General features: G+C 60.8%; 9 protein-coding genes. 2 read left to right on the forward strand and 7 right to left on the reverse strand.

The window, feature by feature from the left end; translation table 11 throughout:
• The first annotated feature begins 1 nt into the window (after position 1).
• Both PSH65_RS06675 and PSH65_RS06680 read left to right on the forward strand, forming a co-directional pair.
• Complete coding sequence (locus PSH65_RS06675) at positions 2-718, forward strand: lipopolysaccharide kinase InaA family protein (protein WP_305425455.1); 717 nt, start codon at positions 2-4, stop codon at positions 716-718.
• Between the two features lie 2 nt (positions 719-720).
• On the forward strand, positions 721-948 hold the full coding sequence (locus tag PSH65_RS06680) for a hypothetical protein (RefSeq protein WP_026331876.1): 228 nt from the start codon (positions 721-723) through the stop codon (positions 946-948).
• Positions 949-1,135: 187 nt separating this feature from the next.
• Here the strand turns inward: PSH65_RS06680 and PSH65_RS06685 are convergent, their stop codons facing one another.
• The 7 genes from PSH65_RS06685 to PSH65_RS06715 all read right to left on the reverse strand — a co-directional run bounded on the left by PSH65_RS06685 (position 1,136) and on the right by PSH65_RS06715 (position 13,190).
• A complete protein-coding gene (locus tag PSH65_RS06685; RefSeq protein ID WP_305425456.1) occupies positions 1,136-4,174 on the reverse strand; it encodes a multidrug efflux RND transporter permease subunit in 3,039 nt (1,012 codons plus the stop codon).
• Positions 4,175-4,187: 13 nt separating this feature from the next.
• Positions 4,188-5,336, reverse strand: coding sequence for an efflux RND transporter periplasmic adaptor subunit (locus PSH65_RS06690; RefSeq protein ID WP_305425457.1), 1,149 nt, complete (start codon positions 5,334-5,336; stop codon positions 4,188-4,190).
• Positions 5,337-5,574: 238 nt separating this feature from the next.
• On the reverse strand, positions 5,575-6,672 hold the full coding sequence (locus tag PSH65_RS06695) for a DUF1513 domain-containing protein (RefSeq protein ID WP_305425458.1): 1,098 nt from the start codon (positions 6,670-6,672) through the stop codon (positions 5,575-5,577).
• A gap of 14 nt (positions 6,673-6,686) precedes the next feature.
• Positions 6,687-7,751, reverse strand: a complete 1,065-nt coding sequence (locus tag PSH65_RS06700; protein WP_305425459.1) for an imelysin family protein — start codon at positions 7,749-7,751, stop codon at positions 6,687-6,689.
• Positions 7,752-7,778: 27 nt separating this feature from the next.
• Positions 7,779-9,206: a di-heme oxidoredictase family protein gene (locus tag PSH65_RS06705; RefSeq protein WP_305425460.1), complete on the reverse strand. Its 1,428-nt coding sequence runs from the start codon at positions 9,204-9,206 to the stop codon at positions 7,779-7,781.
• 265 nt (positions 9,207-9,471) lie between these two features.
• On the reverse strand, positions 9,472-10,815 hold the full coding sequence (locus PSH65_RS06710; RefSeq protein ID WP_305425461.1) for an imelysin family protein: 1,344 nt from the start codon (positions 10,813-10,815) through the stop codon (positions 9,472-9,474).
• A gap of 326 nt (positions 10,816-11,141) precedes the next feature.
• Positions 11,142-13,190 (reverse strand): bifunctional diguanylate cyclase/phosphodiesterase, encoded by a 2,049-nt coding sequence (locus PSH65_RS06715; RefSeq protein ID WP_305425462.1) that lies wholly within the window; start codon positions 13,188-13,190, stop codon positions 11,142-11,144.
• Between the last annotated feature and the right edge of the window lie 129 nt (positions 13,191-13,319).

Here is a 13,319-nt window from a genome sequence, read left to right on the forward strand (position 1 = left end):
GATGGCAGTGCCGTATGCAGCTCAAACGGAAGTTGCTTCTCAGGACCGCTTCGACTACTTCTGGAACCTGCGCGGTGAATGGGTAGAAGAACCCAACGTCCGGCGCGGTGGAGAAAGTGGCGTGCAGCGCGTCAGGGGCCGTGATGGACAGCTGCTCTACACCAAGCGTCAAACCGGGCATATCTATCGCAGCGGGTTACACCCGTTCGGTCGGCCGACGGTGTTGCGCGAGCGTGATGCGCTCATTGGTTTGCGCCTGCTCGACGTTCGTGTTCCGGAAATCGTTTTCTGCGGGGCACAGCGCGATGCAGAGAATAATGAATGGCGCGCATTGCTGGTTACCAAATCCCTGGATGGCTTTGAGGAAATCAAACACTGGTATGCCGGTGGTGGTCGCGAGCGTTATGGTGAGGGGGTGCATGACCGCGTGTTGAAGGATCTGGCCGACAACCTGGCCCGCATGCACAAGGGCCGTTGGCAGCACAGCTGCATCTACATCAAGCATGTATTCGTGCGGGTCACCGGTGAAGGCGAGTCAGCCAAGGTCGAAATTGCCTTGATCGATCTGGAGAAATGTCGGAAGCGTATGACCGCCCGTCAAGCGGCGACCCATGACCTGAAACAACTGCGTCGCCACTCGTCGTTCAGCGATACAGACTGGAAAAAACTCGTCTATTTTTATGAGACGGCGTTTGGCAGCGCTATCAAAGGCTTATAACAATGAAACTCGAAATTGCACGAGGTTTGTTTTTAGCCGGAGCCTTGGCAGTTGCTTCATTGGCGGTGGCAGCGTGGGAGCAGCCCCGCACTCAAGTCCTCAGCTCCGTGCACGGTGACGCGCATTGTCCGTTGCCCCGGGTTGCCAAAGCACCCGTGGCCACTCAACCCGATCATGACTTGTTACTGTTCATGTTCGGACTTTCTCAGGGACTGAGGCCACAAAGTTGAATAGATTGAAGCCCAAATGAAAGGCCTCGCAAATGCGAGGCCTTTCATTTGCCGATCGTTCCCACGCTCTGCGTGGGAATGCCTCTACGGACGCTCCGCGTTCGGCTTTTGATGGGACGCGGAGCGTCCCGGGCCGCATTCCCACGCAGAGCGTGGGAACGATCATTCAGCCTTGCGCTCGACCGGTTCATGGGTATTTTTCAGGTTTATCAGGCTTGGCCAGCAACGTGTAGATGCACGGCAACACGAACAAGGTGAACAGCGTTCCGATCGACATCCCCGTCGCGATCACCGTGCCAATGTCGAACCGGCTGACCGCCCCCGCGCCCGTGGCGATGATCAACGGCACCATGCCGAACACCATCGCCGCCGTGGTCATCAGTACCGGACGCAGGCGAATGGCCGCCGCTTCCTCCACCGCTTCGCGAGGCGTCAGGCCTTTCTCCTTGCGTAACTGGTTGGCGAATTCGACGATCAGGATCCCGTGCTTGGTGATCAGCCCGATCAACGTCACCAATCCCACTTGGGTATAGATGTTCATGCTCGACCAGCCAAGGAACAACGGGATCAACGCGCCACAGATCGACAGCGGCACGGTCACCAGAATCACCAGTGGATCGCGGAAGCTTTCGAACTGGGCCGCCAGCACCAGGAAGATGATCGCCACGGCCAGGGCGAAGGTGACCCACAGCGCGCTGCCCTCCTGAACGTATTGCCGCGACGCGCCGGCATAATCGACGGCGTAACCCGCTGGCGCTTCTTCCCGGGCGATCTGGCGCACGGTGTCGATGGCTTCACCCATGCTGACCAGCGGGACCCCGGAAAGAATCGCCGAATTGAGTTGCTGGAACTGGTTCAACTGACGCGGTCGCGCGCGGTCGCTTACAGTGATCAGGGTCGACAAGGGCAGCAGTTCGCCCTTGGTGTTCTTGACGTAATAATGGTTCAGCCAGTCGGGGTTATCCCGGAAGGGCCGTTCCACCTGCGCAATGACTTTGTAGCTGCGGCCTTCGATGGTGAAACGGTTGATCTCCGCTTCACCCAGCAACGTTGCGAGGGTGCCGCCCAGGTCCTGCATCGACACACCCATCTGCGCCGCCTTGGCGCGATCGATATCCACCACGACTTCGGGCTTGTCGAAGGCCAGGTCGACGTCGACGAAAGCAAACTTGCCGGATTCCATCGCTCTTTTTTTCACCCGGTCCGTCACCTCCAGCAACGACTCGTAGGCGTTGGCCGAGTTGATCACGAATTGAAACGGCAGGCCTTCGCCGGTGCCCGGCAGGGACGGCAGGTTGAAACCGAAGATTTGCAACCCGGGGATGCTTTCCAGTTTGCTCTGGACCTCGGGCAGGATCTGCATTTGGGTCCGGTCGCGTTCGTTCCAGGGTTTGAGCAGGAAGCCGCCGATACCCGATTGCACACCGTTGAAGCCGTTGATCTGGAACGAGGAGTAGTACTCGGGAAACTCCTTGAAAATCGTGAGGAACTCGTCGGTATAAGTATTCAGGTAGTCGAGGTTGGCCGTCTGCGGGGCGCTGGCCATCATGAAGATGACGCCCTGGTCCTCGTCTGGCGCCAGTTCCGACTTGGTGAATTTGAGCAGCACCGGAATCAGGCACAGCACGATCACCGCGAACACCAGCACCACTGGCCGGGTGTTGAGGGTGCCGTGAAGCACACTCTGGTAGCGACGCTTGAGGCCTTCGAAGATCACGTCCAGACGATGGGCCAGGCCGCTGGGGTTTTCATCGTGGCGCAGCAGCAGGGCGCACATCATTGGCGACAGTGTCAGGGCGACGATTCCGGAGATCACCACCGCCCCGGCCAGGGTCAGGGCGAACTCCTTGAACAGCGCCCCCGTCAGGCCGGTCAGGAAGCCGATCGGCGCATAGACCGCCGCCAGGGTAATGGTCATCGACACCACCGGCATGGCGATTTCCCGGGCACCTTCAATCGCGGCGTCCAGCGGCGTCTTGCCTTCTTCGATGTGTCGGTGGATGTTTTCCACCACCACGATGGCGTCATCCACCACCAGCCCGATGGCCAATACCATCGCCAGCAAGGTCAGCAGGTTGATCGAGTAGCCCATCATCTGCATGAAGAACATCACGCCGATCATCGACAGCGGAATGGTGACCACCGGGATCACCACCGAACGCAGGGCGCCGAGGAACAGGAACACCACCACGATCACGATCAGCACCGCTTCGAACAGGGTTTTCACCACTTCATCGATTGAGGCCTGGATGAACAGCGTGGCGTCGTAGGCGATTTCACCTTTGAGATTCGGTGGCAGTTGCGCTTCCAGCTCCGGCATGATCTTGCGCACTTCCTTGATCACGTCCAGCGGGTTGGCGCCTGGGGTGGCCTTGATGCCGATGTACACCGAGGGCGTGCCGCCGAAGGAACTGACGGAGTTGTAGTTCTCCGCGCCCATCTCGACCCGCGCCACGTCCCGCAGCAGTACGCGACTGTCGCCCTCTACCTTGAGCGGGATCGCGGCAAAGGCCTCGGCGGATTTGAGTTCGGTGTTGGCGTTGATGCTGGTGACCACATACTCGCCTTTCACTTCGCCGGCGGCGGAGAGGAAGTTGTACTGGCGCACAGCGTTGGTCACGTCGCTGGCGCTCAGGCCGAAACCGGCGAGTTTCACCGGGTCCAGCCACAGGCGCATGGCGAACACCTGGTTACCAAGAATCTCGGCTTCGGCCATGCCCGGCAGGGTCGCCAGTTTTGGCTGGATGACCCGTGACAGGTAATCGGTGATCTGCGGATTGCTCAGCTCCTTGCTGAAGAAGCTGATGTACATCAGCGCCGAGGCGTCGGCGGCTTCCTTGCTCAGCACCGGGTCTTCGGCGTCCTGGGGCAGCTGGTTCTTGACCTCGTTGGCCTTGGCCAGCAGCTCGGTGAACAAGCGGTCGCTATTGGAGCCGATGCGCGCGTAGATCGAGATCACCGAGAAATTCTGGCGACTGACCGACGTCATGTAGTCGATGCCCTCGGCACTGGCCAGGCTCTGCTGCATCGGTTGGGTGATGTAACCCTGGATGGTTTCGGCGTTGGCCCCGGGGTAAGCGGTGGTCACCGTGATCAGGGCGTTTTCCATTTGCGGGTATTGGCGCAGCGGCAACTTGCTCCAGGCCTGGAAGCCCAGCAGCACAATCAACAGGCTGACCACGGTGGCGAGCACCGGGCGGCGGATGAACGGGTCGGTAAAAGCCATGGGGATTCCTTGATCAGTCAGCGCGCGGCTGACTGCTCTTCTCGGCTAGGGTCTTGTCGTCGCTGATGGCAATGTGTGCGCCGTGGTCCAGTTTGATCTGGCCCCCCGTGACCACTTTTTCGCCGTTCTGCACGCCTTTGGTGATCATGACCATCCCGTCGCGGCGCTCGCCGGTTTCGACGAAGCGGCGTTCGGCGATCAGAACCGGCTCGCCCTTGTCGTCTTTTTCGAGGCTGCCGTCTTCGGCCTTTTTCTGTGTGACGACGTACAGCGAGTTGCCATAAAGGGTGTAGGCGATCGCGCTTTCCGGCACAACGATGTGCGGCTGCGGGTTGGGCAACAGCACCTGCAGGCTGGCGAACATCCCCGGCAGCAACTTGCCGTCGGGGTTGGCCAGGGTTGCGCGCACCAGCACGTTGCGGGTGCTGCTCTCGACCTTCGGGTTGATCGCGCTGACGGTGCCGGGGAACGTCTCTGTCGGATAGGCCGAGACAATGACTTGTACCGATTGGCCGAGGGTGATCTTCGGCACGTCCTGCTCGGGCACAAAGAAGTCGACGTAGAGGCTGCTGAGGTCTTGCAGGGTGGCGATCATCGTGCCGCTGGCCACGTAGTCACCGACATCTACCCGACGAATGCCGATGGTCCCGCTGAACGGCGCGAGGATGCGTTTTCTTTCCAGTGCCGCCTTGAGTTGATTGACCGTGGCCCGGCTCTTTTGCAACACCGCCGAGAGTCGGTCGAACTCGCCTTTGGAAATAGCCTGGCTGCCCACCAGTTGGCTGCCGCGACCGTAATCCAGTTGCGCCAGTCCCAGGTCGGCCTGGGCGGTTGCCAGCAGGGCGGTTTCCACAGCGCTGTCGAGTTGCAGCAGCGGCTGACCGGCCTTGACCTTCTGCCCTGACTCGAACTGCACTTCCTTGACGGTACCGTCGACTTCCAGACTCAGGTCGACCCCTTGCAGCGCCGTGAGGGTGCCGACCGTTGGCAAACGGCTTTGCCACGGACGTTCGGTGGCGGTGGCCACGGCGACACTGATCGGCGGTTTCGGCGCGGAGAAGCCCTGCATCATCGTGTAGATAGAGAAGGCTTTGTAACCGGCCAGGACCAGCACGATTAGCAGAACAACACCCAGCATGATCAGCATGCGGCGACGCAGCATATTTCCGGTTCCTTGGAGAAAATCAGGTGAGACAGGCGGGAACATTACTCCGAGTGTGACAGTGAATCCAACTGCCACTTTTTACAGACGAGTATGCAATGCGGCGAACACAAAAGCTGTGGCGAGGGAGCTTGCTCCCGCTGGACTGCGTAGCAGTCCCATTTTTTAGGGCCGCTGCGCAGCCCAGCGGGAGCAAGCTCCCTCGCCACAAGGTAACCCCACCACTGGGAAGGTGGCCTCAGATCAGATGAAGATGGTTGTCCCAGAGCCCGGCAGGCAACTCCAGAGGTTTTGCAACGAGGGTTGTCTGGCGGCAATCGTAGTACCGGCATCGACCCTGACCGGAGGTCACGACAAAACCATCGGCCACGGCCCCGACGCCGGCGCAGTCGGGAAGAGGCGCATCGAGGCGTACTTCACCGTTGTCCAGGTCCCAGATAAAAAAGCGGTTGCCCCGCGGCGCGGTCAGGGCGACCAGACGCAGTTCGCTGTGTACGGCGACGCTGGCGGTGTAATGCCCCATGGCCTGTAACTGATGCTCGGGTACCGGGAACGCCACGAACGGTTGGCCGGGACGCTTGATCGCCAGCAGCTCCGATGACTCGTGGGCAGCGCCCATGAACTGCTGGCCGGCAACGATGGTGCCATCGCTGGCAACGCCCAAATGCCGCACGCTGTTCATCTGCTGGGCCAGTGTTTCCTTGCTCAACAAAGTGCCATCGCGCTGCATCAACACCAGGCTCGGTTCCATCGCGTTGAGGTTCATCTCGACCCGGCTTTCGGCCTCGGTGCGAATGCCGCCGTTGGCCACGATCAGCGTCTCGCCATCGGGCATCCACGACACTTGATGCGGGCCGACACCGTGGGTGGAAAGCTCGCCGCTGTGCACCAGTCGCTCACCTTCGAACTTATACACACCGAGCAGACCACGGCCCGGATCGCAGGTGTCGTTCTCGGTGGCGTACAACCAGTCGCCGCTCTGGTGAATCACCGCATGGCCGTAGAAATGCCGGTTCGGCCGCGAGACCACGGTTTGCAGCAGCGTGCCGTCGCGCAGGTCGATCAGGTAGCTCTCGGTGCCCGGCCGCCGGGCGACGAACAGCGCCATCGGCAGTGTCGGGTGGTTGATGATGTCGTGGCAGCGCTGGCCGACCTGGGTGGCAAACACCCGGGTGCCGTCCAGCCGATAACCGACGGCATAGTGCTTGCCGTCAGCATCGTCTCGCGCCGAGAGCAGCAGCGGGCTTTTGTCCTTGTGCTTGAACAGCGTCCAGCCGCCCAGTGTCACCGCACCCAGCAGCAAACTCCCTAACGTCAGAGCCTGGCGTCGCAGCATGGCACTTGCCCTCATCAGTCACCGTCGTTGGCGTTGAAGCCCAGTTGGATACCCAGCGCCTTGGCCAGTTCGCCTTCGTGCAGGCGGTGGACGACGTTGAGGCTGTCATAGATGGCGTTGAGCTGCTGGCGACCAGCGTCGTCGGTGAGCATGTCGGTCAGCGGGCGCTGGTTATCGGCAAGCAGTTTCAGGGACGCTGCGTAGGCCGCGTCGATCTTGTCGGCCAAAGGTTTCTGCTCGCTCGACAACAGACCGCGCAGGCCTTTGTTGTCCACACCGACCCACACGGTTTGCGCCGCGCTCAGGCTGGCTTCCAGGCCTTTGAGCGACGATTGGCTGCGCCAGGCATCGGCCTGGAATGGCTGTGGCGTGCCCTTGCTCTGACGGCCCATCGGCGTGCCGAGTTTTTTCTTCAGGGTGTCCAGTGCGGTCACTTGCACACGCAGCAGATCGGCAATCGCTTCGTGGGAGTCTGCGTAGCGCTGGTTCGGGAATTTGCTCAGCTGCGCGAGCATGCCGTCGGTGGTGTTCCAGCGCGACAGGATCTCTTCGGCCAGTTGTTTCTGACGTTCGCCAATGGCGGTCAGCAGTGGGCAATATTTGGCTTTCTGAGCGCTGTCGGCCATGTCGATCTTGCTGTCGAACAGGATGTATTCATAGGCCGAGAGGCCTTGCACCACGACGCTGGACTTGGTCAGGGCGGCGGCATCGATCTGCGGTTGCGCGGTGACCAGTTGCTCGACCTGACGGCCCACGAGGTTTTTCTTGTCCGGCCAGAACTGCACTTGCCAGGAACGGTTGCCCTCGGCCAACGGCCCGATCAGCAGCGGTTGCAACTCGGCCCAGGCTTTCTGCGCGTGCAGGAAGTCGGCGCGGGCGGTGTCCAGGGTTTCCTTGCCTTGGCAGAACGCCAGGGCGCTGACCGCCAATTGACGGTCGGCTTCGACCCAGCGGCTATAGGTCGGCAGGATGACTTGCTTGGCGATGGCCGCCGACGTGACCGCTTGCGGATCCTGGGGCGAACAGGCGCCCAGGGCGAGGGCGGCAAGGCTGGTGAACAACAATTTGGGACGGAACATGTCGGGCTCCCGCTGAAGGAAAACGTATTAAAGGGAATTCAAGAACGCCAGTAACGCCGCGCGCTGCTCGGCATTGAAAGACAAAACCTGTTGCTGCGCCGCCTTTGCCTCGCCGCCATGCCAGAGCACGGCTTCGAGCAGGTTACGGGCGCGGCCGTCATGCAAAAATTGGGTGTGGCCGCTGACCGCCTGCGTCAGGCCGATGCCCCACAACGGCGGCGTGCGCCAGTCGCGGCCACTGGCCTGGAATTCGCTGCGGTTGTCGGCCAGGCCGTCGCCCATGTCATGCAGCAGCAGATCGCTGTAAGGGCGAATCACTTGATTAGCCAGTTCAGGTTCCGCGGCATTGGCGGCGGTGGTGTATTTCGGGGTGTGGCAGGACTGGCATCCGGCCTGGAAAAACAGATTCTTGCCGGCCAGCACTTGCGGCGCGCCGACATCGCGACGGGCCGGCACCGCGAGGTTACGGCTGTAGAACAGCACCAGACGCAGAATGTTGTCGCTGACTTCCGGCTCGCCATCCGGGCCATTGCCGTTGGGCGCCTGCTTGCAAGCGGTTTGTGCGTCGGTGCAGTCATCAATGGGCTTCAGGCTGGTGGTGAGGCCCATATCACCCGAGAACGCGTGAACATTTTGTTGATTGAGGTTCGGTTGCCCGGCTTTCCAGCCAAATCGTCCGAGAACAGTCTTCTGCTGCGCGTCATCCCAGACCCGGTTCGGTCGTCCGGCGATGCCATTTTTCTCTCGCGCCTGAGCCTCGGCGTTGGCCAGGATGGCCTCGTCGGGGATCGCTTCAAGCAAGCCCAGGCCAATCATCGGCGGTGCGATGCGCGCCGAGAAACGCGTGTCGGGGTGCATCGGGCCGTAGCCGAGTTGAGTGATCTGCAGGGTCGGCTTACGTAACTCGATTTCGCTGCCGTCTTTGAAACGCACCGGGACCGCTGTGTAATCGACGCGTACTTTGCCTTCCGGGACGACGCCGGGCACCGACATGTCCTGCAACTGGCCGCCGTAGACCGGCTCCGGCACCACGCCCAGTTGCTCGATGACCTTGGCGTAGGCCGGCGCGTCAGGAATCGACAGGCGCACCAGCATCGACACCGCGTTCGGTGCATCGGGCGCGGGAGGGTGACCGCGCCCGTCCTTGATGTGGCAGTTCTGGCAGGCGTTGGTATTGAACAACGGGCCAAGGCCATCGCGGGCGGTGGTGGTCGACGGCGCGATCACCCAGGGGCTGCGAAAAAAACTGTTGCCGACGCTGAAATCGACGCGCCGTGACGGCGGCAGATTGGCGGACGGCAGGGAGAATGCGTTCTGATCGGTCTTGCGCACCGTTGCGCTGCCGCCGGACCGGGCTTCACCGGGCTCGGCCTGGGTAAAACGCGGGGCGTCATCGCAGGCACTCAGGCCCAGGGCCAGCAACAGTGCGGACAAGCGAAGAGGCAGCGAGGGCATCGGACATCCTGCAAGACGAGCAAAACAAGGGCGCAAAGTCTAACAGGGCAGGGGAGTTTGAATAAGAGGAATTATCGTTTGGTTGATGTGGCGCAGGGTTTGATTTGAGACCGCGTCGCGGCCATCGCGGGCAAGCCCGCTCCCACAGGTCTTGCACTGAACCTGTGGGAGCGTGGCTTGCTCGCGATGAGGCCATCAGCATCACTCAAAAATCAGGCATGAAAAAGGCGACCCGAAGATCGCCTTTTCGCTCAGCCAGCGTTGATCAGAACTCGTGATCAGCGTTGTCCGGGTTCAGATCGCTGATGCCCAGTTTGCCAGCGGCCGCTTCGATCGAACCGGTCTGCTTGACCAGCGAGGCGATGGCGTCGCGCACGATCTGGTTGCCTGCGGTGTTGCCGGCAGCGATCAGTTGGTCGTAGTGCTCACCCTTGTTGGCGTGATCGACCATGACCTGAAGCTTGGCTTCGGTGGCGGCCAGGTCAGCTTTCAACGCGGTATCGGCAGCAGGGTCGGCTTTGGCCACCAGCGACGACAGGCTGGCGCCGGTCATTTTGGTGCCATCGACGCGGGTGTATTCGCCCAGGTACACGTTACGCACGCCTTTGGCATCGTAGAAGTGCGAGTTGTGGGTGTTGTCGCTGAAGCAATCCTGTTCGTCTTCCGGAGAGTTGGCTTCCAGGGAAACCTTCATGCGCTCGCCCGCCAGTTCGCCCAAGGACAGGCTGCCCATGCCGAACAGCATTTTGCGCAGACCGGTTTCAGCCGGTTCCGCTTCCAGCGTGGCGCGGTAGTTGTCGGCCACGTTCGGCTTCCAGTTACCGACCATTTCTTGCAGGTCGTTGACCAGCAGTTGGGTCACGGATTTCAGGTAAGCGCGACGACGATCGTTGTGACCGCCGGTAGCGCCTTTGCCTTCCAGGAAATCGGTAGCCGGACGGTTGCCGGCGCCAGGGCCGGTGCCGTTCAGGTCCTGGCCCCAGAGCAGGAATTCGATGGCGTGGTAGCCGGTGGCGACGTTGGCCTCGGAACCGCCCAGCTCGTTCAGGCTGGCGAGTTTTTCCGGGGTGATGTCTTTCACGTCGACCTTGTCTTCGCCGACCTGAACCTGAGTGTTGGCGATGATGTTGGCGGTGGCGCCCGGGTTACCCAGTGCGTGTTCGTAGGATTTGTCGACGTAGTCGATCAGGCCTTCGTCCAGTGGCCAGGCGTTCACCTGACCTTCCCAGTCGTCGATGATCGTGTTGCCGAAGCGGAACACTTCGCTCTGCAGGTAAGGTACGCGGGCCGCGACCCAGGCAGCCTTGGCGGCTTTCAGGGTGTCGGCGTTCGGCTTGGCGAGGAACGCGTCGACGGTGGTTTGCAGGGTTTTCGCGGTGGATTCGGCATCGCTGTAAACGGCGAAGACGATGTCGGCGTAGTGCGCGACCACAGCCTTGGCGGCGGCTTCATCGACTTTACCGGCAGCAGCAGGCGCAGCCGGAGCAGTGGTGCTGGCGGCCGGGGTCGGCGCTTGCGGAGCGGCAGCCTTGTCTTTGCCTTCGCCGCAACCGGCGAGGGAAATAGCGATGGCCAGCAGACTGGCGGTGGCCAGAGGCATACGAATCATGGCGAACATCCTGCTTCGGTGATTGATTGGACGCGCGCGGGGCGCACGCAAAACTGCGACATAATGCAAATCTTTCGCATTATGTGTAAAGGGTTGTGCTTGTAAATATTTCTTATTCGCGCGGCTAAATGCCAGGAACATGATCTATAGCAACTGGCGAAGCCCTGTGGCGAGGGAGCTTGCTCCCGCTGGACGGCGAAGCTGTCCAAAATTTTGCAACCCGGTTCTGCCAGAAGTATCGCGTCAACCTGATTGCGACTGCTACGCAGCCGAGCGGGAGCAAGCTCCCTCGCCACAGGGTTTTTCCATCTGCTACAAAGGCTGTTTCAGAGAATGAATGCGTTAGTGCGCTGGGCTTGCTTTAGGTAGGCACTCAATTCCCGCGCAGGCAGCGGTTTGCTGTAGTGATAGCCCTGACCTTCATGGCAGCCTTCGGAGATGATGTAGGCCTCTTGCTCGGCGGTTTCCACGCCTTCGGCAATCACCTGCATGCCCAGGCTCTTGCCCAACTGAATGATGGCCCGAACGATAGTCGCATCGTCGTCGTCATCGAGCAGATCCTGAACGAAGCTCTTATCGATCTTGATCTTGTCCAGCGGCAGGCTTTTCAAATAGCTCAGTGATGAATAACCGGTGCCGAAGTCGTCGATGGCGATCAGCGCACCGGAGCGACGCAGGCTCAGCAAGTGCTGAGCGGCGGTGCTGATGTCTTCCATCAGGCCGGTTTCGGTGACTTCCAGTTCCAGGCTGCGCGGTGGCAGGCGATACATCTGCAGCAGGTTATTGACCACCCGCGGCAACTCGGCGTGGTGCAGTTGCACGGTGGACAGGTTCACCGCCATGCGCAGCTCGAAACCCTGATCGTGCCATTCGCGCAATTGTTTGCAGGCCTGATCCAGCACCCATTCGCCGATGGCGATGATGGTGCCATTCTGCTCGGCCAGCGGGATGAACAGGTCCGGCGGCACCAGCCCGTGTTCGGGATGCTGCCAGCGAATCAACGCCTCGACGCCCACCACGCGATGATCGCGGTAGCTGATCTGCGGCTGGTAAACGAGGTAGAACTGGTCGCGGATCAAGGCATCGCGCAGGTCTTTTTCCAGCTCGCGGCGCCGACGCATTTCCGTGTCGACGCTGGCGATATAGAACTGATAACGGTTGCGCGAGCGAGTCTTGGCCAGGGTCATGGTCTGCTCGGCTTTTTGCAGCAACTTCTCGGTGCTGTCACCGTCCTCGGGGAACAGGGTGATGCCGATGGTGGCGCGCAGGCGGATTTCCTGATGATCAAGGGCGAACGCCGCTTCCAGATCATCGAGAATGCTTTGGGCCAGTTCGGCCGCTTCATAGGGTTGTTCGATGTCGGCCTGGACCAGTGCGAACTGGTCGCCCCCCAAGCGGGCGAGGGCGCCGAGGCGGCCGCTGTGGGCTCGCAGGCGATCGGCCAGGGCCAGCAGCAACTGGTCGCCGGTCTGATAGCTGAACTGTTCGTTGATGCCTTTGAAATCATCGAGCCCGACACACAACACCGCGACCCGACGCTGCAATTTGCCGGCGTCGACGAGGATTTTGTCCAGTTGTTGCTGCAATTGCTGGCGGTTCGGCAAACCGGTGAGGAAGTCGTACTGGGCCATGCGCAGCAGGCTGTTTTCCGCTTCGTGGCGCAGGTGAGTGTTGCGCTCGATGGATTCGAGCAACTGGTTGGCGGTGTTGATCCAGACCCCCAGCTCGTTTCTCTCATGACCCTTGAGCTGCGGAATCTTGTGGGCGCTGGGCCGGTCCGGGTTGATTTCGGTCAGGTGTTCGATAATCCGCGACAGCGGTTTGGTCAGCAGCCAGTGATAGACCAGATACAGCACCAGGGCCATGGCCAGGGCGCGCAATACGCCAGAGATGAAGATGATCACCGAGCTGACTATGAAGCCCTTGCCATAGGTGGCGGTGTCGAGAGTGATACTCAGGTCGCCGTAGTACTCGCTGTAGGGCCCGCGGCCCACCAGTTGGGTGGTGAAGGTGCGTTCGTTGCCGAGGATCAAGTCAGTCAGCCAGCGGCTGTTGGAGTGCTGCAGTTCACGGGTTTTTTGCGCAAGCATGGCTTCATTAGGATGGCCGATGGAGGCCATGCGCACGGCGTCGTCCTGAAACAGGCCTTCGATCACCTGCATGCCCATTTCCCGGTCCAGGCTATAGACGGCCTGGGTCGAAGGGTCGCGGAACATATCGAGGATGCGCTGGGCATCGCTGGCCACGGCCTGGCGTGTTTTATAGGCATCGAAAACGATCTGCGCGCAGCTCAAGACCACGCCGACGATCAATGCCGACAGGAGCACGACCCGGAGCAACTTCACCGACAAGCTGTTCTTGAGTTCCAGCTTCAAAGGGTAATTCCTTGTTCCGTGCGGGTAGCGTCAAGTTGCCATGAGTATTGGCAATCCCGTGATGTCAGTCAAAGGGACAATCCAACCCAGGGGATTTTGCCGGTAGCTTGGCCGATATGCTGTTGTTTG

The organism is Pseudomonas sp. FP603 (genome assembly GCF_030687415.1).
Taxonomy (GTDB): Bacteria; Pseudomonadota; Gammaproteobacteria; order Pseudomonadales; family Pseudomonadaceae; genus Aquipseudomonas; species Aquipseudomonas wuhanensis.

Bases quoted from the DNA above. Each gene is read 5' to 3' on its own strand.
- PSH65_RS06690 (WP_305425457.1), bottom strand. From the start codon at position 5,336: ATGCTGCGTCGCCGCATGCTGATCATGCTGGGTGTTGTTCTGCTAATC.
- PSH65_RS06685 (WP_305425456.1), bottom strand. From the start codon at position 4,174: ATGGCTTTTACCGACCCGTTCATCCGCCGCCCGGTGCTCGCCACCGTG.
- PSH65_RS06695 (WP_305425458.1), bottom strand. From the start codon at position 6,672: ATGCTGCGACGCCAGGCTCTGACGTTAGGGAGTTTGCTGCTGGGTGCG.
- PSH65_RS06680 (WP_026331876.1), top strand. From the start codon at position 721: ATGAAACTCGAAATTGCACGAGGTTTGTTTTTAGCCGGAGCCTTGGCA.
- PSH65_RS06710 (WP_305425461.1), bottom strand. From the start codon at position 10,815: ATGATTCGTATGCCTCTGGCCACCGCCAGTCTGCTGGCCATCGCTATT.
- PSH65_RS06675 (WP_305425455.1), top strand. From the start codon at position 2: ATGGCAGTGCCGTATGCAGCTCAAACGGAAGTTGCTTCTCAGGACCGC.
- PSH65_RS06700 (WP_305425459.1), bottom strand. From the start codon at position 7,751: ATGTTCCGTCCCAAATTGTTGTTCACCAGCCTTGCCGCCCTCGCCCTG.
- PSH65_RS06705 (WP_305425460.1), bottom strand. From the start codon at position 9,206: ATGCCCTCGCTGCCTCTTCGCTTGTCCGCACTGTTGCTGGCCCTGGGC.